Source organism: Mycobacterium sp. 48b, from assembly GCF_048282725.1.
Lineage (GTDB): Bacteria > Actinomycetota > Actinomycetes > Mycobacteriales > Mycobacteriaceae > Mycobacterium.
This window is the reverse complement of the sequence record NZ_JBLVUL010000001.1, coordinates 2,359,800-2,382,841: the sequence shown is the minus strand read 5'-3', so window position 1 is coordinate 2,382,841 and position 23,042 is coordinate 2,359,800. Positions and strand designations below refer to the sequence as shown.

Annotated in this window: 21 protein-coding genes and 1 pseudogene; 7 read left to right on the top strand and 15 right to left on the bottom strand. The window is 67.1% G+C overall.

Annotated features, from left to right (window positions below):
- The first annotated feature begins 32 nt into the window (after positions 1 to 32).
- A complete protein-coding gene (locus ACNQR1_RS11640; RefSeq protein WP_418046195.1) occupies positions 33 to 896 on the top strand; it encodes an SDR family oxidoreductase in 864 nt (287 codons plus the stop codon).
- Here the strand turns inward: ACNQR1_RS11640 and ACNQR1_RS11635 are convergent.
- The 3 genes from ACNQR1_RS11635 to ACNQR1_RS11625 are packed head-to-tail and all read right to left on the bottom strand — an operon-like array spanning position 883 to position 4,554.
- Entirely contained in the window at positions 883 to 1,518 is a 636-nt protein-coding gene (locus ACNQR1_RS11635; protein ID WP_418046194.1) for a class I SAM-dependent methyltransferase, read from the bottom strand. The genes ACNQR1_RS11640 and ACNQR1_RS11635 overlap by 14 nt on opposite strands.
- Positions 1,515 to 2,216: a TetR/AcrR family transcriptional regulator gene (locus tag ACNQR1_RS11630; protein ID WP_418046193.1), complete on the bottom strand. Its 702-nt coding sequence runs from the start codon at positions 2,214 to 2,216 to the stop codon at positions 1,515 to 1,517. Before ACNQR1_RS11630 ends, ACNQR1_RS11635 begins: the two co-directional genes overlap by 4 nt.
- A gap of 4 nt (positions 2,217 to 2,220) precedes the next feature.
- The gene (locus tag ACNQR1_RS11625; protein ID WP_418046192.1) at positions 2,221 to 4,554 is read right to left on the bottom strand and encodes an MMPL family transporter; all 2,334 of its coding nucleotides are present in this window, start codon (positions 4,552 to 4,554) and stop codon (positions 2,221 to 2,223) included.
- 157 nt (positions 4,555 to 4,711) lie between these two features.
- Here ACNQR1_RS11625 and ACNQR1_RS11620 point away from each other — a divergent pair, with 157 nt between their 5' ends.
- Complete coding sequence (locus tag ACNQR1_RS11620; protein WP_418046191.1) at positions 4,712 to 5,248, top strand: DoxX family protein; 537 nt, start codon at positions 4,712 to 4,714, stop codon at positions 5,246 to 5,248.
- A gap of 555 nt (positions 5,249 to 5,803) precedes the next feature.
- On the opposite strand, the pseudogene ACNQR1_RS11615 reads toward ACNQR1_RS11620, so the two are convergent.
- The 3 genes and pseudogenes from ACNQR1_RS11615 to ACNQR1_RS11605 all read right to left on the bottom strand — a co-directional run.
- Positions 5,804 to 6,784: pseudogene (locus tag ACNQR1_RS11615) on the bottom strand (NAD(P)H-dependent flavin oxidoreductase); the annotation flags it as partial.
- 11 nt (positions 6,785 to 6,795) lie between these two features.
- A complete protein-coding gene (locus tag ACNQR1_RS11610) occupies positions 6,796 to 7,551 on the bottom strand; it encodes a 3-hydroxyacyl-CoA dehydrogenase (protein WP_044519882.1) in 756 nt (251 codons plus the stop codon).
- 64 nt (positions 7,552 to 7,615) lie between these two features.
- Positions 7,616 to 8,701 carry a CaiB/BaiF CoA transferase family protein gene (locus ACNQR1_RS11605; protein ID WP_418046190.1) on the bottom strand — a complete coding sequence of 362 codons (1,086 nt, stop codon included), beginning with the start codon at positions 8,699 to 8,701 and terminating at the stop codon, positions 7,616 to 7,618.
- Positions 8,702 to 8,835: 134 nt separating this feature from the next.
- Between ACNQR1_RS11605 and ACNQR1_RS11600 the strand changes: the two genes are divergently transcribed.
- Together ACNQR1_RS11600 and tet(V) are read left to right on the top strand one after the other, a co-directional pair.
- The gene (locus ACNQR1_RS11600) at positions 8,836 to 9,639 is read left to right on the top strand and encodes an enoyl-CoA hydratase (protein WP_418046189.1); all 804 of its coding nucleotides are present in this window, start codon (positions 8,836 to 8,838) and stop codon (positions 9,637 to 9,639) included.
- A 76-nt stretch (positions 9,640 to 9,715) separates the two neighbouring features.
- On the top strand, positions 9,716 to 10,999 hold the full coding sequence (gene tet(V), locus ACNQR1_RS11595; RefSeq protein WP_418050340.1) for a tetracycline efflux MFS transporter Tet(V): 1,284 nt from the start codon (positions 9,716 to 9,718) through the stop codon (positions 10,997 to 10,999).
- On the opposite strand, the gene ACNQR1_RS11590 is transcribed toward tet(V), so the two are convergent.
- The 4 genes from ACNQR1_RS11590 to ACNQR1_RS11575 are packed head-to-tail and all read right to left on the bottom strand — an operon-like array spanning position 10,996 to position 14,355.
- Entirely contained in the window at positions 10,996 to 11,637 is a 642-nt protein-coding gene (locus ACNQR1_RS11590) for a CPBP family intramembrane glutamic endopeptidase (protein ID WP_418046188.1), read from the bottom strand. The two genes, tet(V) and ACNQR1_RS11590, sit on opposite strands and share 4 nt — an antisense overlap.
- A 10-nt stretch (positions 11,638 to 11,647) precedes the next feature.
- Positions 11,648 to 12,799 (bottom strand): NAD(P)H-binding protein, encoded by a 1,152-nt coding sequence (locus ACNQR1_RS11585; RefSeq protein ID WP_418046187.1) that lies wholly within the window; start codon positions 12,797 to 12,799, stop codon positions 11,648 to 11,650.
- A 46-nt stretch (positions 12,800 to 12,845) separates the two neighbouring features.
- Positions 12,846 to 13,367, bottom strand: a complete 522-nt coding sequence (locus ACNQR1_RS11580; protein ID WP_418046186.1) for a gamma carbonic anhydrase family protein — start codon at positions 13,365 to 13,367, stop codon at positions 12,846 to 12,848.
- A gap of 31 nt (positions 13,368 to 13,398) precedes the next feature.
- Complete coding sequence (locus ACNQR1_RS11575; protein ID WP_418046185.1) at positions 13,399 to 14,355, bottom strand: GlxA family transcriptional regulator; 957 nt, start codon at positions 14,353 to 14,355, stop codon at positions 13,399 to 13,401.
- Positions 14,356 to 14,394: 39 nt separating this feature from the next.
- Between ACNQR1_RS11575 and ACNQR1_RS11570 the strand changes: the two genes are divergently transcribed.
- Together ACNQR1_RS11570 and ACNQR1_RS11565 are read left to right on the top strand one after the other, a co-directional pair.
- The gene (locus ACNQR1_RS11570) at positions 14,395 to 15,714 is read left to right on the top strand and encodes an MFS transporter (protein WP_418046184.1); all 1,320 of its coding nucleotides are present in this window, start codon (positions 14,395 to 14,397) and stop codon (positions 15,712 to 15,714) included.
- A 157-nt stretch (positions 15,715 to 15,871) separates the two neighbouring features.
- Positions 15,872 to 16,573: a fasciclin domain-containing protein gene (locus ACNQR1_RS11565; RefSeq protein ID WP_418046183.1), complete on the top strand. Its 702-nt coding sequence runs from the start codon at positions 15,872 to 15,874 to the stop codon at positions 16,571 to 16,573.
- Positions 16,574 to 16,654: 81 nt separating this feature from the next.
- On the opposite strand, the gene ACNQR1_RS11560 is transcribed toward ACNQR1_RS11565, so the two are convergent.
- From ACNQR1_RS11560 to ACNQR1_RS11550, 3 genes are read right to left on the bottom strand one after another with little or no spacing between them, the layout of a single operon-like run.
- Positions 16,655 to 17,797, bottom strand: a complete 1,143-nt coding sequence (locus tag ACNQR1_RS11560) for an acyl-CoA dehydrogenase family protein (protein WP_418046182.1) — start codon at positions 17,795 to 17,797, stop codon at positions 16,655 to 16,657.
- Between the two features lie 3 nt (positions 17,798 to 17,800).
- Positions 17,801 to 18,595 carry a crotonase/enoyl-CoA hydratase family protein gene (locus tag ACNQR1_RS11555; RefSeq protein WP_418046181.1) on the bottom strand — a complete coding sequence of 265 codons (795 nt, stop codon included), beginning with the start codon at positions 18,593 to 18,595 and terminating at the stop codon, positions 17,801 to 17,803.
- Positions 18,592 to 19,740 (bottom strand): thiolase family protein, encoded by a 1,149-nt coding sequence (locus ACNQR1_RS11550; protein ID WP_418046180.1) that lies wholly within the window; start codon positions 19,738 to 19,740, stop codon positions 18,592 to 18,594. Before ACNQR1_RS11550 ends, ACNQR1_RS11555 begins: the two co-directional genes overlap by 4 nt.
- A gap of 202 nt (positions 19,741 to 19,942) precedes the next feature.
- Here ACNQR1_RS11550 and ACNQR1_RS11545 point away from each other — a divergent pair, with 202 nt between their 5' ends.
- A complete protein-coding gene (locus tag ACNQR1_RS11545; protein ID WP_418046179.1) occupies positions 19,943 to 20,734 on the top strand; it encodes a FadR/GntR family transcriptional regulator in 792 nt (263 codons plus the stop codon).
- Between the two features lie 85 nt (positions 20,735 to 20,819).
- Here the strand turns inward: ACNQR1_RS11545 and ACNQR1_RS11540 are convergent, their stop codons facing one another.
- Both ACNQR1_RS11540 and ACNQR1_RS11535 read right to left on the bottom strand, forming a co-directional pair.
- Positions 20,820 to 21,203 carry a hypothetical protein gene (locus ACNQR1_RS11540; RefSeq protein WP_418046178.1) on the bottom strand — a complete coding sequence of 128 codons (384 nt, stop codon included), beginning with the start codon at positions 21,201 to 21,203 and terminating at the stop codon, positions 20,820 to 20,822.
- Entirely contained in the window at positions 21,187 to 22,929 is a 1,743-nt protein-coding gene (locus tag ACNQR1_RS11535) for a DUF3556 domain-containing protein (protein WP_418046177.1), read from the bottom strand. The genes ACNQR1_RS11540 and ACNQR1_RS11535 overlap by 17 nt, the downstream gene beginning before the upstream one ends.
- Positions 22,930 to 23,042: the final 113 nt, after the last annotated feature.

Sequence of the window (23,042 nt, the reverse complement as noted above, 5' to 3'; positions counted from 1 at the left end):
CAATCGAGGTGAACACCGAAGGAAGGACTGACATGAACAAGACCTGGTTCATCACCGGAGCTTCCCGGGGGATGGGGCGCGAACTCGTCGAACAACTGCTGGAACGCGGCGACCGGGTGGCGGCCACCCTTCGCCGCCCCGACCAACTCGACGATCTGGCCCGGCAGCACGGAGATCGCCTCTGGCGGCGTGCGCTCGACGTCACCGACACTGCTGCGCTGCGCGACGTGGTGGCCGAGGCGTTCGGCGCACATGACCGGATCGACGTCGTGGTTTCCAATGCCGGCTACGGGGTGTTCGCCCCCGCCGAGGACCTCGACGACGATCAGATCGACCAGATCGTCGCGACGAACCTGACCGGTTCGGTTCAGCTGGCCAGGGCGGTCATACCGCACCTGCGAAAGCAGCACGGCGGACTGCTGATGCAGATGTCGAGCATGGGCGGGCACCTCACGTTCCCCGGCTTCTCGCTGTACCACCTGACCAAATGGGGCATCGAAGGGTTCTACGACGCATTGTCGACCGAGATCGAAGCGTTCGGCATCCACACCACACTCATCGAACCCGGCGTGGTGCGCACCGGATTCTTCGATGCCGCAACCCGAGTCGCACCCAGCACGCCCTACCGGGGCGGGCCGGCCGACCGGGCACCGCTGACAGTCGAGGAAATGCCGGTCAGCCCTGAGCGCACGGTCGCCGCGATCCTGCGGGCCGCCGACTCCGATGCACCGCCGCGGCGCCTGGTGCTGGGCTCCGACGCGTGGGCGCTGATGACCGAGGCACTCACGCTGCGGTTGACCGAGGTATCCGCGCAGCGAGACAACGCCGCCTCGGCTGACTTCGAACCCGCCTCGCCGTCCCTAACGTCCGTGGTCAGTACACCTAGGCCGGCCTGACCGCCCGCCCGATGGCGAACTCCGTCACCGGCAGCGGCACCCAGGCCGGCATCGCCAGTTCACGGTGAGCGTCGGCCACCGCGAATCCGCTGTCGGCGATCGCCTGTTCGGTGTACCGGTGGGTGTGGCAGTTTCCGAACAGCCGCGGCCACACGGTTGCGTCGGCCACGCGTTGCATCCCGCCCCGCCAACCGGTGCCGGCGACATGCTCCAGGTAACGCAGCTCCCCGCCCGGGCGGAGTACCGAAAGTAGCTGCCGCAGAACAGTATCCGGCTGATCGATGGAGCACAGTACCAACGAGCAGACCACCGCGTCGAACGGTTCGGCGCTGCTGAACTTCTCGGCGGTGTCACTGGTGACGGTCACCGGCACCGGAGCCGTCGCCGCCGCGTTGCGGGCCACCTCGGCCAGGTGGCGCTCGGGCTCGATGGCGACCACCTCCGTCACCGTCGAGGGATAGAAGGCGAAGTTCGTCCCGGTGCCCGCACCGACCTCCAGAACCCGACCGCTCAGACCGGCGAGGTTCTCGGCGCGCAGCCGGCGCAGGGCCTTCGGCTCCGAACTCGACAACGTCTTCCAGATCCGCGCGAAAAATGGGTTGTCGACGGTCTTGTCAGTCACGGTCTTCCTCCGTCGGCGTATTCACTGGCGAATCCCTTCAGCCGGGCGATGGTCTCCATCGGCTCGAGGTCGGTTCCGATGATCCCCGAGACGATCTGACCGGTACAGACCGCACGCAGCACGCGATCGGTGAACTCCTCGACATCTCCCCACGGCAGATACGGCTTGCAGATCAGGATCGCGGCCACCCCGTGCGCGGCCGTCCACAGTTCCAGGGCGAGCGTCGTGGCGTCCCCGGGCGGGTAGATCCCCTCGGCGATCAGCGCCTCCATCGCAGCACGCATGTGCTGGAACGCCGAACTGTTGAGCGCGGTGTCGACGTCACTGCCGGGCCTCCCCTCGCCCATGGTGGCCAGCCGGTACAGCTCCGGAGTACGCCTGGCGAAGTTCACATAGGCATGCCCCTGGGCGCGGAGCACCTCGATGGTGGACGTCTGGTCGGCAGCGACGCGCTGCATCTCCTCGTCGAGTTTCTCGAAATACCGTGAGCACACCGCGTCCAGGAGCGCGTCCTTGTCCGCGAAGTGCAGGTAGATCGACGGCGGCGTGACCCCGACCCGCTGGGCCACCGACCGGATCGACACCGCCTTGGCGTGACCGGTTTCCAACAACAATTCGGTTGTGGCATCGAGGATCTCATCACGCAGCAACTCACCGGAACCACGGGGCGCGCGGCGTCGTTTACGCGATTGGATCATCGCGCTAACCGGCGTCCGTCATTCCGGCCCCGGCCCGTTCGCGATTCCCGTCGCCGCCGGGAACCTCGTCGGGCCCGTTAGGGTCCGGCTCGGCCGGACCTGACTCGCTGATCCCGAACCGCTGGTGCAGCCGGGCCAGGGGCGCCGGTGCCCACCAGTTCCACTGCCCCATCAGATGCATGAACGCCGGCACCAGCAGCATGCGCACCAACGTGGCGTCGACCAGGACCGCGATGGTCAGGCCCAGGCCGAACATCCGCATGAAGGCCACCTGCGCGGCGATCAGCGCCGCGAACGAGATCGACATCAGCAGCGCAGCGGCGGTCACCACCCGGCCGGTGCGGGCCAGGCCGAGCGCCACGCTCTCGTCATTGCGGACGCGAGGAGCAAGATCGGTACCATCTTTGCGGGTCTGTCCGGATTCGAGCCAGTACTCGCGAATTCGGGACACCAGGAACACCTCGTAGTCCATCGACAACCCGAATGCGATGCAGAACAACAACACCGGCAAGTTGGCCACCAAGGTGCCCGTCGGTGTGGTGCCCAGTGCGCCCAGGTGCCCGTCCTGGAAGATCCAGACCAGCGCACCGAACGCCGCCGAGAGCGACAACACGTTGAGCACCAAGGCTTTCAGTGGCAGTATCACGCTGCCGGTGAGCAGGAACAGCAGCACGAAGGTGATGGCGGCGATGATCCCGAGCACCATCGGCAGGCGCGAGGTGATGGCCTCCGAGCTGTCCCGGTTGACCTGTGCGATGCCGGTGAACTTCGTCTCGGTAGGCGCGGGCACGGCGTGCAGTGCGTCGAGTTGAGTCTCGGAGGCGTCACTGAACAACGGCACGTTGCTGCCGATCGTCAGATACGCACTGCCGTCAGCGATTCCGGTTCCCGAGGTCGGCGGGCCGACCCGGCGACCGGCGACGAAGGTGCCCCCGGGCGCGGACACCGAGACCCCCTCAGTGGCGCGCGAGAGATCGCCCGCGTAGCGGTCGATCTCGGCCGGTTTCAATCCGGAGACGTCGGGCAGCACGACGGTGACGGCGGTCGAGGAGTCGACGGCGAAATCGTTGCGCAGCTCGTCGCCGACCTGGCGGGCCGACGCCGACGAGGGCAGCACGCGGTCGTCGGGGAAGCCCCACTTGATGCCGAGGAAGGGAGCGCCCAGCAGGAGCAGCAGCGCGATCACCGCGAGTCCGACCGGGACCGAACGACGCATGACGCGCTTGGTCATGCGGTACCAGAAGGTCTGCTCGACCGGCTTGGCGACGGGCTCGGGCCGGCCCAGGATTCGGCGGATGAAGCGGCGCACGTCGTAGGCGTCCAGTCGGTCACCGAGCAATGCGATGGCTGCCGGGGCCACCACGATGGCCGCGAACGCCGCCAGCCCCACCACCGCGATGCCCGCGTAGGCGAACGACTTGAGGAAGTACATCGGGAACAGCACCATCGCCACCATCGACAGCGCCACCGTCATCGCCGAGAACAGCACCGTGCGTCCGGCCGTGACCATGGTGCGCACCAGCGCGCGATCCGGGTCGACGCCGTCGGCGAGTTCGTCGCGGTAACGGCTGACGATCAACAGGGTGTAATCGATGGCCAGTGCGAGCCCCATCGCGACGGTGAGGTTGAGCGCGAATATCGACACGTCGGTGACCATCGTGAACCCGCGCAGCACCGCCAGCGATCCGAGGATCGCGAAGCCGCCGACCGCGAGGGGCAGCGCGGCGGCGAGCAGTCCGCCGAACACCCACACCAGCACGACGAAGCTCAGCGGGATCGCGATGGACTCCATCATCAAGAGGTCTTTTTCGCTCTGCCCGTTGATCTGGACATAGATCATCGCCTCGCCGCCGGCCCGTACCGTGACGCCGTCACGGTCGTGCACCAGGCGGTCGGTGAGCTCCTTGGCATGCTTCTGCGCACCGCTCTCACCGCCGGTGATCCCGGCCAGGATGAGCCCGGTCTTGCCGTCCTTGCTGATGAGCGTGGCCGCCGCGGGTGCGGGCACGGTCCAGGTCGAGCTGACCTCGGTCACATATGGCGAAGCTTTGAGTTGGGCGGCGATGTCCGTTCCCACGGCCCTGGCCGCAGGACTGTTGGCCCCGGCGGCCGATTCATCGGTGACGCTGATGACCAGCTGCATGTCACCGCGGGCGAACTTGTCCGACAGCAGCTGCGTGGCCTGCGCCGACTCCGAGGTCGGATCCTGGAATCCGCCGGCCGACAGGCTCTTGGCGACCGGAATGCCGAAGATGCCCGCCGCCACCATGGCCAGCGCGGCCACCACGAGCACACGGCGCGGTGCGGCGATGGCCAGATGGGCGATTCGGTGCAGCACGTGGTGTCCTTCCCCCGATGAGTATCACCGTTAAGTTAACAGCGGTAAGTTTCCACCGTCAACGTGGGTCCCGCCCTACACACGGGCGCAGGCACCGAAGGGTTCACTGCCGGGCACGCCGCGATGAATTCCGGCGTCGCAATCCGTCTAATTGGGCATGGCCAACACCACCGTCGCCGAAACCGCGACCACCCGCATGACCGACACCGGATTGCTCATCCTGCGCATCGCCACCGGCGCGACGATGCTGCAGGCCGGCCTGATCAAGGCATTCGACTTCGGCACCGCCGTGGGATTCATGGAGACCGCCGGCTGGCGGCTGCCCGGGTTCGGCACGTTCATGGTCACCGCAGCCGAAACCCTCGGCGGCATCGGCCTGCTGTTCGGGGTCCTCACGCCGCTGGCCGCGTGCGCGGTGATCGGTGCAATGGTCGACGCCTGGGCCGTGAACGTGTCGACGGACGCGTTCTGGTCGCAGCCGTTCAACGTCCCGTTCCTGGTCGCATTCGGCGCCGCGGCCCTGTTGTTCACCGGCGCAGGCGCGTTCTCGGTCGACGACCGCGTATTCGGCCGCTCGCGCGTGTCCGGCCGGGCTGCGCTGGGACTGGTGGCGCTCGGAATCGTCGTCGCCGTGGTGACCTGGATCGCGCTGAACGGCACGAACCCCATCCACGTCACGAAGCCGGCCGCCTGAGCCCGTGTCCGCGCTTGATGGGCCTGCTTCGTCGGTTTCCACACCAGGGCTGCGTCCAGCCTGCTCAAGCGACCCTGGAGCAGAAACCGGCGCACCCGCGCGACACCGGCGCCATGGCCAGGGACGTCGATTTCCACACCAGGGCTGCGCCAGCCTGCTGAGGCGACCCTGCGGTAGAAATCGGCGCAATCATTGCGCACCCACACCCCGCCGGCGGGCTACTCGTCAGAAACCTACCCAAAAGTAGGATTGCCACCATTTTCCGAACCGTGACTCAAAGATTCCTTAATGGTGACCCATACGCTCAGTGTCATGTGGATCGACGACACCAGTGCCGATGTCATCAAGGTTGACTTCGAGGCTCTCTACCACGGCGATGTCCTGGTCGAGGGTGAGACCTCCGAGCAGTTTGACGACTACCAAGAACTGCCCACCGCAGTATGAGAAAACGCGCGCCTCGCGGCGCGCGTTTCCCATCTTGAGTTTGCCGTAATTTGCCCTGTCAAGGGCCGCAGTCCTCGCCTCAGGCGAGGACTGCTTCTTCTCCGGCTCGGGTTCACCCGCGCCGACCATGTTCGCCAGGCGCCCACTGATCAGCTCCTCGGCCTCCGACACCATCCGCGAGACGAGTTCGCCACAGGTGGGGATGTCGTTGATCAGGCCCATCGAGGTTCCGACCGACCAGATGCCTGCGTCGAGATCACCGATCTCATAGACCTTCACGCCGCGTTTGCCGGCCACCAGATCCTTGACGTCCTCGAACTGGCCGCCGTCCTTGAGGATCTGCACCACCTCACGGGAGACGGTGTTGCTCGCGACGCGGGCGGTGTTGCCCAGGCTGCGGAAGATCAGCTCGGTGTCGAGCTCGGTGCCCGCCACGATGGCTTCCTTGACCTTCTGATGGATCGCCGATTCCGCGGTGCACATGAACCGCGAGCCCATGTTGATGCCGTCGGCACCCAGCGCCAGCGCGGCCACCAGACCGCGTGCGTCGGCGAAACCGCCCGAGGCGATCATCGGGATGTCGATCTTGGCCGACGCCGCCGGGATGAGCACCAGGCCCGGGATGTCGTCTTCGCCGGGGTGACCGGCGCACTCGAACCCGTCGATGCTGATGCCGTCCACACCCAGGCTCTGCGCCTTGACCGCGTGGCGCACCGAGGTGCACTTGTGCAGCACCTTGATGCCGTTGGCGTGGAACATCGGCAGGTGCGGCGCCGGGTTGGAGCCGGCGGTCTCGACGATCTTGATACCGGAGTCGACGATCACCTGGCGGTACTCGTCATATGGCGGCGGGTTGATCGTCGGCAGGATGGTCAGGTTCACACCGAACGGCTTGTCGGTGAGCTCACGACACCGCTCGATCTCTTTGGCCAGATCGGCCGGAGTCGGCTGGGTGAGCGCGGTGATGAACCCCAGCGCACCCGCATTCGCCACGGCCGCCACGAGTTCGGCACGGCCGACCCACTGCATGCCACCCTGCACGATGGGGTGCTCGACCCCGAACGTCTCGGTGAACTTCGTCTTCAATGCCATATCAGTCCTAACTACCTGGGAGCCATACGGATAGCGCCGTCGAGGCGGATGACCTCGCCGTTGAGCATCGGGTTCTCGATGATGTGCACCGCCAGGGCGCCGTACTCATCGGGATCGCCGAGTCGTGCCGGGTGCGGCACCTGCTGGCCCAGCGACTTCTGCGCCTCCTCGGGCAGCGAACCCAGCAGCGGGGTCTTGAACAGACCCGGCGCGATGGTGCACACCCGGATCAGCTCACGCGACAGGTCCCGCGCGATCGGCAGGGTCATGCCGACCACGCCGCCCTTGGACGCCGAGTAGGCGGCCTGCCCGATCTGCCCGTCGAACGCCGCCACCGAGGCGGTGTTGACGATGACGCCGCGCTCCTCATTCTTGAGAGGCTCCGTCTTGGCGATGCGCTCAGCGGCCAGCCGGATCACGTTGAACGTGCCGATCAGGTTGACCTCCACCACCTTGCGGAACCCGTCCAGCGGGAACGCACCGTTCTTGCTCAGGGTCTTGATCGCGTTGCCGATGCCGGCACAGTTGACGTTGATGCGCACCGGGCCAAGCGATTCGGCGACATCGAGCGCCTCGGACACACCGGCCTCGTCGGTGACATCGGTGCCCACGAACCTGGCCCGATCACCCAGTTCGGCCACGACCTCTTCACCCTTGAGGTCGATCACGACCACCTGAGCACCCGCATCCAGCAGGCGCTTGGTGGTGGCCAATCCCAGGCCCGAAGCACCGCCGGTGACGACGGCTACCGCGTCTTTGATCTCCACTTACCGCATTCCTTTCCGGCCGGCATGGCGCCGACCCCTTTGGTCGAACCAAAAAGTGGTTGAACTAAACCCAGTCCCGCAGAACGGCTTCGGTGTCGGCTCCGCGCGGGCCCGGCGGTGTCGGCACCGCGGGGATGCTGCGGGAGAACCGTGGTGCCGGCATCGGTTGCAGGTGGCCGCCTTCGTCGAAGAACGTGTTCCGCTCGGCGATGTGCGGCTCGGTGAGGACCTCGGCGAAGGACAGCACCGGAGCCGCGCACGCATCGGTACCGGCGAACACCTTGGCCCAGTGGTCACGGTCGTGCGCGGCGAATGCCTTGGTGAACGCCTCGCGCAGCTCGGGCCAACGGGCCATGTCGTTCTGGTCCGGAAGATCGGCATCGTCCAGACCCAGGCCCTTGAGCAGCTCGGCGTAGAACTGCGGCTCGATCGCCCCGATCGACATGTAGCGGCCGTCGGAGGTCTCGTAGGTGTCGTAGTACGGCGCGCCGGTGTCGAGCATGTTGGTGCCGCGCTCGTCGGACCACAGGCCCTGGCTACGGAAGCTCCACATCATCTGCATCAGCACGGACGAGCCGTCGATCATCGCGGCGTCGATCACCTGCCCCTTGCCCGAGGTCTGCCGCTCGAACAGCGCCGAGAGGATGCCGACGAGCAGGAACATCGACCCACCGCCGAAATCACCGGCAAGGTTCAGCGGCGGGACGGGCCGCTCACCCGCGCGACCCACCGCGTGCAGCAGGCCGTTCAGCGAGATGTAGTTGATGTCGTGACCGGCCTGCAGGGCCCGCGGGCCCTCCTGGCCCCACCCCGTCATCCGGGCATAGATCAGCCGTTCGTTGAGCTTGGCGCAGTCTTCAGGCCCCAGACCCAACCGCTCGGTGACACCGGGACGGAAACCCTCGATCAACACGTCGGCCTTCTCGATGAGCTTGAGCACCAGCGCGCGGCCCTCGTCGCTCTTCATATCCGCGGCCACCGACCGGCGGTTACGCAGCATGGTGTCGGCGCTGGGCGTACCGGTGCCCTTGCCCGGCCGCTCGATCCGCACGACGTCGGCACCCAGATCACCGAGAATCATCGCCGCGTGCGGGCCCGGGCCGATACCGGCCAACTCCACAACGCGCAAACCTTGCAGTGGTCCTGCCATGCTCTTCCGCCCTTCGCGTGTTAGGCCTTGGTTGACCGGTGACATAGCTTACTTGTATAACCTTCTCGAGCGGCATGGCCATAGCCGGCCCCGCCCGGACCGGGCCACTGGCCCGTCAGACTTAAGGTGCATAGATGACCGTGACCCGCGAGTACCCCGACGTCAAAGACGTATCCGTCACCCTTGAGGGCGGCGTGTTGTCGGTGACGCTCAACCGACCCGACAGCCTCAATTCGCTGACCCAGGACATGCTCGTGGCGATCGCCGATGCCATGGATCTGGCGGCCACCGACCCGGGCGTGCGGGTCGTGCGCCTGGGCGGAGCGGGCCGCGGATTCAGCTCCGGCGCCGGCATCAGTGAGGAAGACCAGAACGCCAAGAGCCACGACGCCGCAGGCGTGCTCGACGCCGCCAACCGCGCCGTCGCATCCATCGTGGGGCTGCCCAAGCCGGTCGTGGCCGTGGTGCAGGGACCGGCCGCCGGCGTCGGGGTGTCACTGGCACTGGCGTGCGACGTCGTGCTGGCCTCGGAGGCGGCCTTCTTCCTGCTGGCCTTCACCAAGATCGGGTTGATGCCCGACGGCGGTGCATCGGCTCTCGTCGCCGCGAACATCGGCCGCATCCGCGCCATGCGCCTGGCACTGCTGGCCGACCGCCTCACCGCTACCGACGCCTACGACTGGGGTCTGATCAGCGCCGTGTACCCGGCCGACGAATTCGACGCCGCGGTGGACAAGATCATCGCCAAGCTGCGCTCGGGTCCGGCGGTGGCCCTGCGCGAGACCAAGCAGGCCGTCAACGCCGCCACGCTCACCGAGCTCGAGGGCGCGTTCGCCCGCGAGCGCAAGGGCCAGCTGCAGCTGCTGGTGTCCGACGATTTCCGCGAGGGCACCAAGGCATTCCAGCAGAACCGGCGCCCGGAGTTCACCCAGCAGTAAGCGGCCGCCGGCCTCACGCCGGCGAAAATCGTTGGACTCGGCCCACTCCGGGTGGGCACCATCGAATGTTGTGAGCATGCAGCACGACATCCAGACGCCGGTCGGTCAGACCGGCGGCTGGCGTGTGCTCGCCCCCTTCCGCGTCCGCGAATACCGATTGCTGATCGCCGCGGTCACGTTGTCGATCTTCGCCGAGGGCATGTGGTCGGTGGTGATGGCGTTGCAGGTCATCGCGATAGACAACGACCCGGCCTCCCTGTCACTCGTCGCCACCTGCCTCGGCGTCGGCCTGGTGGCATTCGTTCTCGTCGGCGGGATCACCGCCGACCGGATCAACCAGCGCACGATCATCATCGCGGTGGAGACGGTGAACCTGGTGACGGTCACGACCGTCGCGATGCTCGGGCTGCTCGATGTTCTCAAGATCTGGCATCTGGCCGTCGCGGCAGGCATTCTCGGTATTGCCGCAGCGTTCTTCTTCCCTGCCTACAGCGCTCTGCTCCCCCGCATCCTGCCTGCGGAACAACTGTTGGCGGCCAACGGCGTCGAGGGTGTGGTGCGCCCGGTCTTCCAGCGCTCGGTCGGGCCTGCGGTGGCCGGCATGGTGATCGCCGCGACCTTCCCTTCCCTGGGCGCGATCGTCGTGGCGGTCCTGTTCGGCGCCGGTCTGGTGCTACTGGTGGCCACCCGGCCCACCACGAATTCGATTGCGGCACAGGACGGTGGCGGCGAGCGCCCCCACGTATTGCGTGATCTACGTGAAGGTTTCGCTTTCATGGTGCGCACCCCGTGGCTGCTGTGGACGTTGCTGTTCGCCAGCATGTTCGTGCTCGTCGTACTCGGACCGATCGAGGTACTGCTGCCGTTCATCGCCCAGGACCGCTTCGCCGACGGCGCCCGGGCGTACGGATTCATCCTGGCGTTCTTCGGATTCGGCAGCGCACTCGGCGCGTTGACGGTGTCATCCCGCCGGATGCCGCGGCGCTACCTGACCACGATGATGCTGATGTGGGGGCTGGGTTCGGTGCCGCTGGTGGTCGTCGGCTTCACCTCGTCGTTCCCGTTGATGGCGTTCGCTACCTTCTGTATCGGCGTCACCGACGGTGCGGGGATGGTGATCTGGGGAACGCTGCTGCAGCGCCGGGTCCCGACGGAGATGCTGGGCCGGGTATCGAGCCTGGACTTCTTCGTGTCGCTGGCCTTCATGCCGCTGTCGTTCGCGATCGTCGGCCCACTGTCGAAGGTGGTCTCGATGGAGTCCATCTTCCTGGTCGCCGGGCTGCTGCCGGCCGTGCTGGCCGCGGTGGCCGTGACGGCGGCGCGGATGCCGAGGGATGAACTGGCGCATCCGTTGCGCTAGACACCGAAGATCGGTGGCAGTGCCAGCACCATGATCAGGCCCCAGAAGAAGTGGGTCAGCATGGGCGCCAGCACGCCACCGGTCATCCGGCGCTCGTAGGCGCAGACCGCACCGAGCAGGATCGCGGCGAACCCGAGCATCGGATTGCCGGACGCCATCACCGCGGCCATGTAGATCACCGTCGAGATCGTCGCCGGGTAGTGGTCACCCAGTGCGGTGTACAACGCGCCACGAAAGAACAGCTCCTCGGCAATTCCGGTGATCAGCGTGATCAGCACGACCGCGACCAGTGCGCCGTGGTTCGCGAATTCCAGTACCGCAGTGACATATTCGCGTACCCCGGGAATCAGCCGGGCGACCAGCCCGCCCAGCACGAACACGAGGCCGAGGCCCACGCCGACGACACTGCCCAGCAGCACCGGCCGATACGCGCTGCCCAGGCGCAGTGGTCCGGACACCACCGCGCCCACACTCCACGCCGCAGCAAGCGCCAGAGTCAGCCAGTAGAACGAACTTCCGCCGGGCTCGGACCCGAGGGAGACGGCCTGCAACGCGGCTCCGGCCAGCAGGGTCACGCCGACCACGACTCGCCTGCGCAGCCCCTCGTCCGGGGCCTGCCGATCGGTGGTTGTCGTCATCGGCCCGGCATCACGCTCCGCTCGGGACCAGCCTGGCCACCACGTCGAGACCTGAGCGAAGCACCGCCGCCAGCGGTCCCGGGATCGGGGGAATCATCCCGAGCACAGGCCGGACGAAGCCGGGGGTGAGCTGCCGGATCCGTGCGGCGTCACCGCCGGCCCACTCGGGATCGGTGTCGGCCAGGTGGTGGGGATCGGCCAGCGAACTGACCGGCCGCCGCTCGGCCGGCAGGTCATCGGGTCCGACGGCCCGGCGGATCGCCTCGTCGACGCCGAGCAGTCCGCCCGGGGGATCCGGCACGACGGTGCGGATGCCCTCACGCGCGGCACTCATCGGGTGGTCGAGCGAGGTGATCAAATCCGTTGCCAGACCGTCGGGAATCGGCAGGGCAGCTGCCGACACACGGGCCGTCGCCCCGGCTGACGGCCCACCGATCGGGACGGTCAGTCGGCGCCTGCTCGTCAGCCGGGCATAGGTCGCCACCAGCTCACGATAGGTCGTGACGTCCGGTCCGCAGATGTCGTAGTCGCCGGCGGGCACCCGACCCGATTCACCGGCAGCCACGAGGTAATGCAGTACGTCGCGGATCGAGATCGGGTCGATCCGGTTGGACATCCAGGCCGGCGCAGGCAGGACCGGGAACCGGTCGGCCACGTAGCGCAGAATCTCGAACGACGTCGACCCCGCGCCGATGATCAAGGCGGCGCCCAGCCACACCACCTCCGGCCCGCCGTCGACGCGCAGCGCCTGAGCTACTTCCGCCCGGCCTGCGAGATGGTCCGACAGGCTGTGGGAATCCGGCAGGAACCCGCCGAGATACACGATCCGTTCGACACCGGCCGCCTGGGCCGCAGCGGCGACGTTGGCGGCGGCCCGGGTGTCGGCTTTCCGGAAGCCGGACTCCCCTATGCCGTGGGCCAGGTAGTAGACCAGATCGACCGGGCCGATCTGCTCGAACGCGGCGTTGGTGGACAGCGGGTCGTCGGCATCGAGCTGCACCGTGGTGACGTCATGGAACCAGCCGTAGTCGGCGAGCTTGTCGAGGCTGCGCCCGGCCGCCACCACGCGGTGCCCGGCCGTCAACAGCACACTCACCAGACGCGAACCGACGTAGCCGCTCGCACCGATCACCAGAATCCGTTTACTCGCCGTATCAGTCACGCGCCGGTTAGTACCCGGCTTGGCGCGGCCGCAATCGTCGGGCAGGTCACTCCGCGTCGCGGTGCAACCCCGTGAGATGCGTGTAGGCCGCCGCGTTGAGCTGATTGTGACCAATCTCGTCATCGCTGAGCTCGCGACGCACCTTGGCAGGCACGCCGGCGACCAGTGACCGCGGCGGCACGACCATGCCCTGGGGCACCACCGCACCGGCGGCGACCAGTGACCCGGCGCCGATCACCGCCCCGTTGAGCACCACCGCGCCCATCCCGACCAGGCTGTCCTGCTCGACGGTGCAGCCGTGCAGCACCACGTTGTGACCCACCGTCACGCCGGTGGCGATCCGGCACGGGAAACCCGGGTCGACGTGGACGGTCACCCCGTCCTGGATGTTGCTGCCCTCACCGACCTCGATGGGCTCGACCTCGGCGCGCAGCGTGGCGCCGTACCAGACGCTGGCACCGGCGGCCAGCGAAACCTGGCCGATCACACTGGCATTGGGAGCAACCCAGGCGTCCGGGTCGATCTGCGGGGTGTGACCGGCGACGGAGACGATCAGCGGCTCAGGCATGCCGGTCATCGTAAAGGGCCGACCCGCCGCCTCAGGCGCCCTGGTAGACCTTGCGGTAGCTCGACGGCGACATGCCGACCCCGCGCCTCAGATGGTGGCGCAGGTTGCCCGCGGTGCCCAGGCCCGAACGGCGGGCCACCTCGTCGACCGACAGGTCCGCCGATTCCAGCAGTTCGCGGGCCAGGTCCAGCCTGCGGCTGCGGATCCAGGCGCCCGGGGCCTGCCCGGTCTCCTCGCGGAAGCGACGGTTGAAGGTGCGGGCGCTCATGTGGGCGTGGGCGGCCAGCCGGGTCACGGTGAGTTCCTCGTCGAGGTGCCCCAGCGCCCAGTCGCGGGTGCCCGCGGTCGAAGCGTGATCGGTGACGCTGAACCCGTGGTCGATGAACTGTGCCTGCCCGCCTTCGCGCCAGGGCGGCACCACGCAGTAGCGGGCCACCGCATTGGCGACCTGGGCGCCGTGGTCGGAGCGAATGATGTGCAGGCACAAGTCGATTCCGGCGGCCAGGCCCGCCGAGGTGAGCACGTCGCCGTCGTCGACGAACAGGATGTCCTCGTCGAGGCGGACGCCGGGGTGCAACCGGCGCATGTCCGCGGCGAATCGCCAGTGTGTGGTGGCCGCCCGGCCGTCCAGCAGGCCCGCGGCGGCCAGGACGAAGGCGCCGGTGCAGATCGACACCAGCCGGGTGCCGGGACGGATCCGCGACAGGGCCGCACTCACGTCGGCGCCCAGCACTCCGTCGGCCCGCGCGGGCGCGTACCTGGTGCCCGGGATCACCACGGTGTCGGCCGAGTCCAGCGCGTCGGCTCCTGCGGCGGGCACCATCGCGAAGCCGGTCGTCGACGGCACCGGATCGGTGGTGAGCCCACACGTCACGACGTCGTAGAGCGGGTTGCCTTCGCTGTCGGTGGCGTTGGAGAACAGCAGCGGCGCGATGGTGGCGTCGAAACCGACCACCGGGGCCAGTAGTAGGACGGCGACGCGGTGCACGACGCCAGTGTGGCACGTTTTTGATGATTGCTGTCGTTTATGCCACTGGTACCCGGGGCCGTCCTCGGCAACAGTGATCGGGTGACTCGAAACCTGCACTGGGCCTGGGTGGTCGCCGCGGTGAGCTTCGTGGCGATTCTGGGTGCGGCCGGGTTCCGGTCCATCCCGGGCGTGATGATGAATCCGCTGCACCATGAGTTCGGCTGGTCGCACGGCACGGTCGGGCTGGCGATGTCGGTGAACATGATGTTGTACGGGCTCACCGCGCCGTTCGCCGCCGCACTCATGGACCGCTTCGGCGTCCGGCCGGTGCTGACCGTCTCGCTGCTGCTGATCGCCACGGGTTCGGCGTGCAGCGTCGCGATGACGGACAGTTGGCAGTTGGTGCTGCTGTGGGGCGTGCTGGTCGGCATCGGTACCGGGTCGATCTCGATGGGATTCGTGGCGACCATCGCCACTCGGTGGTTCGAACAGCGGCGCGGCCTGGTCACCGGTGTGCTCACTGCCGCCAGCGCCACCGGGCAACTGCTGTTCCTGCCGGTCGTCGCGGCCGTCACCACGCAGCACGGCTGGCGCTGGGCCTCTTTGATCGTCGCGGCCGCCTCGCTGGCCGTCGTCCCGCTCGTCGCGCTGTTCATGCGCAACCGCCCCGCCGACCTGGGTTTGGCCCCCTACGGTGCAACGGAACTCGTCCCGCCCACCCCGGTCCCGGCGAGCGGCTTCAGCACCGCCTTCGACGGCCTGCGCATCGGCGCCCGGACCCGCGTGTTCTGGCTACTGGCCGGAAGCTTCGCGATCTGCGGGATGACCACCAACGGTCTGATCGGCACCCACTTCATCCCGGCCGCCAACGACCACGGCATGCCCACGACGGTCGCCGCCGGGCTGCTCGCCACCATCGGCATCCTCGACGTCGCGGGCACGGTGTTCTCCGGCTGGCTCACCGACCGCGTGGACCCCCGACTGCTGCTGCTCGTCTACTACGCGGGGCGCGGACTGTCACTGATGCTGTTGCCGTCACTGCTCTCCCCGCACGCCGAACCGAGCACGTGGGTGTTCGTCATCTTCTACGGATTGGACTGGGTGGCGACCGTGCCACCGACGATCGTTCTGTGCCGGGACTACTTCGGGGATCGTTCGCCAGTGGTGTTCGGCTGGGTGTTCGCCTCCCACCAGGTCGGCGCCGCCATCGCCGCCGCCGGCGCGGGTTGGCTCCGCGATCTGAACGGCGATTACGATCTGGCCTTCCAACTGGCCGCCGGGCTATGCCTCGTCGCTGCCGCGCTGTGCCTCAGCATCCGAAAAGCCCAGGTCACGAACTCCGAGGCGGTACGAGTAGACACTTCTGCTTTGCCGTAACCGCTTCGTTACCCTTACCATCCGATGCGGCGCCGCGGGGAACGCTGAGGCTGTCATGCTCGTGGTCGCTCGCCATAGTCGCGCGGAGAACCGCGTAACGCGTCACCGACAGCCGACGAATACCAGGCTAGGCATGAGCGGGAGGAAAACCCACCAAATGAAGACTCGCACCAAGACACTGGGCGTTGCTGCGGCCGTCGCCGCGATCACTGCGTCGCTGCCGTTGGCGGTCACCGCCTACGCCGACCCGGCGCCGACGACGACTGCCGCCCCGGTGGTGGAGATCCCCGACCCGCAGGGCTCGGGCTGCGACAACTTCAAGAAGGCCCTGCCGGATTGGAAGGCCTTCGCGGATCTGCCGGCAGGCAAGGTTCTGGCCAGCATCCCCGACATCAGCACCTTCAACGGCGCGCTGTCCGGCGGGCTGAACCCGGGCGTCAACATCGTGCCGGTGCTCGACAACGGCCCGTACGTGATCTTCGCGCCGACCAATGACGCGTTCGCCGCGATGGAGCCCGGCAAGCTCGATGCGCTCAAGGCCGATCCGGCTGCGCTGACCAGCTTCGACTACTACCACGCGTTCCTGGGCCTGCTCGGCCCCGATGACGTCAAGGGCCAGCGGCCCACCCAGCAGGGCGCCGAGGTGAAGGTGACCGGCAAGGGCGGCGACATCAAGGTCAACGACACCGCCAAGCTGGTGTGCGGTCCCATCCAGGCGCAGAACGCCCGGATCTACCTGATCGACACCGTGCTGGACCCCAACGCCCCGCCGGAGGCCCTCGTGCCGACGATCACGGGCACCAGCACCACCAAGGCGGCGCCGTCGGCGACCCCGGCCGCCGACGCCCCGATCGGCTGATTTCTTTCTCTGCGCGAGCAGACACAAAAACTGCCCCTTTCGACTGAAAGGGGCAGTTTTTGTGTCTGCTCGAAGAAAGAGCTAGACGCCGAGCTCGCGGCCGATGATCTCCTTCATGATCTCGGTGGTGCCACCGAAGATCGTCTGGATCCGTCCGTCCACATAGGCGCGGGCGACCCGGTACTCCATCATGTAGCCGTAACCACCGTGCAGCTGCACGCACTGGTCGACGACCTTCTTGGCCACCTCGGTGGCCCACCACTTGGCCTTGGCGGCCTCGACCGCGGTCAGCTCACCGTCGACCACGCCCTGCAGGCAGCGGTCGAGGTAGTTCTCGGTGACCTCCAGCTCGGTCTCCATCTCGGCGAGCAGGAACCGGTTGTGCTGGAAGCTGCCGATCGGCTGGCCGAAGGCCTTGCGGTCCTTGGCGTACTGCAGGGTCTCCTGGAAGACCGCCCGCGCACCGTAGATCGCCGAGATGGCGATCCCGAGACGCTCCGAGGGCAGGTTGGTCATCAGGTGGTAGAAACCGCGACCTTCCTTGCCGAGCAGGTTGGCGCTGGGCACCCGCACGTTCTCGAAGTGCAGTTCGGAGGTGTCCTGGCTGTGCAGGCCCATCTTGTCGAGCTTGCGCCCGCGGCTGAAGCCCTCCATGCCCCGCTCCACCACGAACAGCGTGAAGCCCTTGTGGCCGGCTTCGGGGTCGGTGCGGGCAACCACGACACAGAGGTCGCAGTTGATGCCCGAGGAGATGAAGGTCTTGGAGCCGTTGATGATCCAGTCGTCACCGTCGCGCACGGCCGAGGTGCGGATGCCGGCCAGGTCGCTGCCCGCACCCGGCTCGGTCATGGCGATCGCGATGATCAGCTCACCGTTGGTGATGCCGGGCATCCAGCGCTGCTTCTGCTCGTCGTTGGCCAGTTCCTTGAAGTACGGGCCGACGACGTCGTTGTGCAGGCTCAGCGCCGGGCCGTGCACGCCGGCCTTGGCGATCTCCTCGTCGATGATGGCGTTGAACCGGAAGTCATCCGAGCCGCCACCGCCGAACTCCTCGGGCATGTTGAAACCGATGAGGCCGTACTTGCCCGCGGCGGTGTAGGCCGACCGGTCGACGAGCCGCTCGGACTCCCACTTCTCGGAGTTGGGCACGAGCTCACGCTCGATGTACTCCTTGACCGTCTCGCGGAACGCCTCGTGTTCGGCGGTATAGATCGTTCGCTTCATGACTTACTTTGCCTTCCAAACAGGTTCGCGCTTCTGGGCGAAGGCCAGCGGCCCTTCCTTGGCGTCCTCGGTCTGCAGCAGTGTGCTGAACTCGCGGTTGGTGCGCTTCCAGCCGGCCTTGTCGCCGGTGACGACACCCTCGTCAACGCCGTAGGCGACACGCTTGGAGGCCTGCACGGCCAGCGGCGCGTTGCCCGTGATCCGTTCGGCCAGCTTGAGCGCCGCGTCGACGACGGTGCCGTCGGGCACCACCTGGTTGATCAGGCCCCAGCGCAACGCGTCGGCAGAGGACATCGGCTCGCCGGTGAACAGCAGCTCGTTGGCCACCTTGCGCGGCAGCTGCTCGGCGATGCGGAACACACCGCCCGCACCGGCGATCAAGCCCCGCTTCACCTCGGGCAGACCGAACTTCGCGTTCTCCTCGGCGACGATCAGGTCGCTGGCCAGGGCCAGCTCGGTGCCGCCGCCCAGGGCGGTGCCGTTGACCGCGGCGATCGTCGGCTTGTCGATGAAATGGCTGACGTAGCCTGCGAATCCGTATTCCGGATGGTCGGGGTGAAAGAGGTTCTCCCCCCGCGAGATCGCCTTCAGGTCGGCGCCGGCGCAGAACGATTTGTCGCCCGATCCGGTGAGCACGACGGCGCGGATCTCGGGATCGTTCTGAGCCTGCTCCAGCGCATCGCCGACGGCGATGCTGACCGAGGCGTTGATCGCATTGCGCGCCTCGGGCCGGTTGATCGTGATGAGCAGGACGTTGCCGCGCTTTTCAACAAGCGCGCCGGCTTCGGTGTCGGTCACAGGAGCTCCAGAATGGTCGCGTTGGCCTGGCCGCCACCCTCGCACATGGTCTGCAGGCCGTACTGAATGTTGTTGTCCCGCATGTGGTACAGCAGCGTGGTCAGGATGCGGGCGCCGGAGCCGCCGAGCGGGTGGCCCAGCGCGATGGCGCCGCCGTTGGGGTTGAGGCGCTCCTCGTCGGCGCCGATGTCCTTGAGCCAGGCCATCGGAACCGGGGCGAATGCCTCGTTGACCTCGAACACACCGATCTGGTCGACGCTCAGGCCGGACTTGGCCAGCGCCTTCTGGGTGGCCGGGATCGGCGCGGTCAGCATGATGACCGGGTCGGCACCGGCGAGCACCGCCGTGTGCACCTTGGCAAGCGGCTTGAGCCCCAGGTCTTTTGCCTTCTCCGCAGACATGATCAGCAGCGCGGCCGAGCCGTCGGAGATCTGGCTGGAGTTACCGGCGTGGATCACACCGTCCTCCTTGAAGGCCGGCTTGATGGCGGCCATGGACTCGACGGTGCCGCCGCGACGTATGCCGCCATCTTCGAGAACGACATTGCCGTCCTGGTCCTTGATCCCCACGATCTGGTCCTTGAACGCACCGGCATCCTGTGCGGCAGCAGCCTTCTCGTGCGAACGCAGCGAGAACTCGTCGAGCTGGGTGCGCGACAGGCCCCACTGCTCGGCGATCATCTCGGCGCCGACACCCTGGTTGGGGTTCTGCCCGTTGTAACGGTCCCGGAAGGCCTCCGGGTAGGGGTGCCCGCCGTTGGCGAGCGAGGAGCCCATCGGGGTACGCGACATCGACTCGACGCCACCGGCGACGACGACGTCGTAGTGTCCGGCCACCACGCCGGCGACGGCGAAGTGCAGGGACTGCTGGCTGGAGCCGCACTGGCGGTCGACGGTGACACCGGGGACGGTCTCGGGCCAACCGGCGGTCAGCACTGCGGTGCGGGCGATGTCGAGCGCCTGCTCGCCTGCCTGCATGACGCAGCCCCAGATGACGTCGTCGACGAGGGCGGGATCGATACCGGCGCGCTGCACCAGGCCGTTGAGCACCTGGGCCGACAGCTCCGACGGGTGCACACCCGAGAGGGCGCCGTTGCGCTTCCCGACAGGTGACCGGACTGCCTCGACGATGACGGCTTCAGCCATGACTTCTCCTTTGAAGGGTGGGTGGCGCGACCCCGGTGGTGCTCAAAGGGCGCTCGAGGTGAAAATAGACCAGTAGGTTTACTAGGTCAACCTACTGGTTGGTAGAGGCCGATGTTCCGGTTCTCCGGTGAACAGATGGTTTACTGAGTTGTACAGCTGGCCATCCGGCCGGCATAGAAGCTGTCCTACCTGGGAGTGTCTGGTGGCTCGAACCACACCGCTGGCGCCGATGATCGGCCCTGACGCGATTGCGCCGCAGGCACCGGTCCGCTCTCCGAAGACCGCTGAGCTCGTAGCGGGCACGTTGCGCCGCATGGTCGTCGACGGCCAGCTCAAAGAAGGCGACTTTCTACCCAACGAAGCCGAGCTCATGGAGCATTTCGGGGTCAGCAGGCCGACGCTACGCGAGGCCGTGCGGGTGCTGGAGTCCGAGCGTCTGGTCGAGGTGCGGCGCGGCTCCCGGACCGGCGCCCGAGTTCGCGTGCCGGGCCCCGAGATCGTCGCCCGCCCGGCCGGGCTGCTGCTCGAACTGTCCGGCGCCGACATCGCCGACCTCCTGGTGGGCCGTGCAGCGATCGAGCCGATGGCCGCACGCCTGCTCGCCGAGAAGGGTGACGAGGCGGCGTTCACCGAATTGGAACGCATGCTCGACGAGCACATCCCGAACGACCACCAGTCGGACCGGCTGGCCGAGACCACCGGTGATTTCCACCGCCGGGTGGTCGAGCTGTCCGGCAACGCCACCCTCGGCATCATCGCCGGCATGCTGCACGAGATCACGGTGCGTCACCATGCCTTCCTGTTCAAAGAGCGCCGGCCGGTGTCGAAAACCGACTTCGACAAGCTGATGCGGTCCTATCGCAAACTGATCCAGCTCATCCGCTCCGGCGACGGCGACGCCGCCGAAGCGCACTGGCGCAAGCACCTGGACACCGCACGGATCCTGATGCTGCAGGACATCGAGAGCGTCAAGGTCCGCGACGTCATGCGCTGAGCCTGCGCCCAGGTCATCGAGCCTGCGACCAGATCGCGTTTCGCGGCGAAATGGCGATCTGTGCGCAGTGTCGAGGATCGGTTCCCTAGTCCGGCCACACCGCCAGCCGCGCACCGGTGTCCCGCCAGCCGTCGGCGGTCTTCCATCGCATCGGCAGCAGCCGGTAGCGCCAGCTTCCGGCCGGACCGTCCGGGCCGACATGGTCCACGGTGATCGAGATGAGTTCGGCATCAATCTGTTTGGCGTGTGTCTCCAGGTAGATGCCCGCCTCGTCGTCGAGCTCCGACATCAACTCGCCGAACAGCAACCGCGGCCCGGGCGGCCGATGAAGCAGCACGCACTGCGGCCGCTGCGGGCAGTGCCCGGCCCGGACACTGGCGTGACACTGCGTGTCGACCCTGCCCAGGTCGCTCATCAACCGCCCGGACTCGTCGATCCATACCGCGACCGGGTCAGGCGGTGACGTCATCTCGCTGGACCTGGACCGGAATTTCGTCGTCCCAGGGCTGGCGGGTCACCATGTCGGCAACGTTGACGTAGCCCCGCTCGAATTCTCCGGTGGCCGCGTCGACGAGCCGGTACTGCTGGGTCTGGTGCTGGATCGGCTGAGCGTCGAGCATCACGATCCGCACCTCCCCCGGCTCGAAGTGGCACCGCTTCTGCAGGGCCGCCACAAGCTGCTCGTTGCTCATGTGCCCGTCGCCGAAGTTCCAGCCGATGGCGGTGGAGACGATGCGCTCGCCGTCGGTCAGCACGTAGTCGTCCTCGTTCTGCCCGGCCATCGCCCGGTGCGCCAGCGTGAACAGGGCGCGGCCGTGAGAATTGAAGCCGCGGAACGCATATCCCATGTACAGGTACATCTGGGCGACCTCCGGGCTGCCGTAGTACCGCTCCATCTGAGCGGCAGGCATGCTGGCGATCGCGACGATGCCCTTCTCGATCTTCTCCGCGGCCGAGGGCTTGACGCACCACAGTGAGGTATCCCAGTTGCCGGCGTAGTACCGCATGCCGGGCAGGAACGAGATCTTGCGGGGGAACAGGTTTCCCAGCACCACGGTGCCGGCGACCACCGCGAACAACACGATCGGCCACGGGCTGGTGAGGTCGCCCAGGCCGATGCCGGGGTGCCCGACGAACAGCGCCAGCACGGAGAACATCATGAAGACGTTCCACTCCAGCGGCACGCCCATCGGAATGGCGCTCAGGATCCCGAAGTGGAACACCAGCATCACGAAGGCCGCAATGGCCGTCGCCCAGCCGCCGTGCGAGAAGAACAGCACCAGCGGCACCAAACCCTCGATGGCGGTGGAGAAGTGCGCCACAAAGCGCGACGGCCGACCCGGCCGCAGGTCATCCGGGAAGTGCTCGAAGAACTTGCGCTTGATGAACCTCGGCCGGAACACCGGGTTGTTGCTCATCATCGTCGAGATGACGAACGGGAAGTGTTTGGTGAGTTTCGAGGTGGCCGCGCCGATCCAGATCGTCAGGCAGATCAGCTTTGCCGCGATCACGATGTCGGCGCCGCTGAACAGGAAACAGACCGCCAGCGAGCCGTACACCTCGCCGCGGGCGGCCAGGAAGATCACCTTGTCACGCAGGCCGGCCACGGCGAGCAGGCCGACGATCGCCGCGGTCTGCCACACCGGCAGTACGCCGATCTCGCTGCCGAGTGCGGGGATGGGGCCGGTGCCCTGCGAGGCGAGCGCCACCACCAGCATCACCAGCAGCGCGCCGTACAGAGCGACGTCGACGATGGTGCGGTCGTCACCCTTGGTCAGCAAGACCCGGTTGGGCCACGGTGGCAGCCGAATCGTCTTGGGCCGCAACCAGTACAGGATCGAGCCCATCGGCGGGAAGAACCGGTTGTTGAGCGGGCCGAAGCCGCAGCCGAGGCCGATGACCTCGAACAACATCGTGTAGAACACGACCTTCTGGTAGACGATCGGCTCGGCGTACCAGGAAGTCACAGCGGAGAACCCGCCCGCCCCTTCCAATCCGGTGGTATACCGCGCGATCAGCCAGGCACCGAGGATGTAGGCCAGGATCTTGACGACGTAGAACAGGTGCAGCACAACTGGGGTTCCGAACCCCACCTCCGCCCAGTGCCGCGCCATCGGCTGGATCTTTTCCGCGCGCGTGCCCTTGCTCCACTGCTCGAAGTCGATCTGGGGCGATTCCTGTTTGAGAAAACCCATGCCGGTCAGATTAGAACGTGTTCTAGTCTCGGGGTAGTCGTTCTGGTCAGTCAGCGGAAACCGCCGAAACTACGGTTTGTGACGAGAAGTGCCGGAATTACGTCACAAACCGT

Excerpts from the sequence above, each read along its gene's own strand:
- ACNQR1_RS11600 (WP_418046189.1), top strand. The coding sequence starts at position 8,836 with ATGACCGTGACCCGCGAGTACCCCGACGTCAAAGACGTATCCGTCACC.
- ACNQR1_RS11565 (WP_418046183.1), top strand. The coding sequence starts at position 15,872 with ATGAAGACTCGCACCAAGACACTGGGCGTTGCTGCGGCCGTCGCCGCG.
- ACNQR1_RS11630 (WP_418046193.1), bottom strand. The coding sequence starts at position 2,216 with ATGATCCAATCGCGTAAACGACGCCGCGCGCCCCGTGGTTCCGGTGAG.
- ACNQR1_RS11605 (WP_418046190.1), bottom strand. The coding sequence starts at position 8,701 with ATGGCAGGACCACTGCAAGGTTTGCGCGTTGTGGAGTTGGCCGGTATC.
- ACNQR1_RS11535 (WP_418046177.1), bottom strand. The coding sequence starts at position 22,929 with ATGGGTTTTCTCAAACAGGAATCGCCCCAGATCGACTTCGAGCAGTGG.
- ACNQR1_RS11620 (WP_418046191.1), top strand. The coding sequence starts at position 4,712 with ATGGCCAACACCACCGTCGCCGAAACCGCGACCACCCGCATGACCGAC.
- ACNQR1_RS11570 (WP_418046184.1), top strand. The coding sequence starts at position 14,395 with ATGCCACTGGTACCCGGGGCCGTCCTCGGCAACAGTGATCGGGTGACT.
- ACNQR1_RS11580 (WP_418046186.1), bottom strand. The coding sequence starts at position 13,367 with ATGCCTGAGCCGCTGATCGTCTCCGTCGCCGGTCACACCCCGCAGATC.
- ACNQR1_RS11640 (WP_418046195.1), top strand. The coding sequence starts at position 33 with ATGAACAAGACCTGGTTCATCACCGGAGCTTCCCGGGGGATGGGGCGC.
- ACNQR1_RS11540 (WP_418046178.1), bottom strand. The coding sequence starts at position 21,203 with ATGACGTCACCGCCTGACCCGGTCGCGGTATGGATCGACGAGTCCGGG.
- ACNQR1_RS11590 (WP_418046188.1), bottom strand. The coding sequence starts at position 11,637 with ATGACGACAACCACCGATCGGCAGGCCCCGGACGAGGGGCTGCGCAGG.
- ACNQR1_RS11560 (WP_418046182.1), bottom strand. The coding sequence starts at position 17,797 with ATGAAGCGAACGATCTATACCGCCGAACACGAGGCGTTCCGCGAGACG.
- ACNQR1_RS11550 (WP_418046180.1), bottom strand. The coding sequence starts at position 19,740 with ATGGCTGAAGCCGTCATCGTCGAGGCAGTCCGGTCACCTGTCGGGAAG.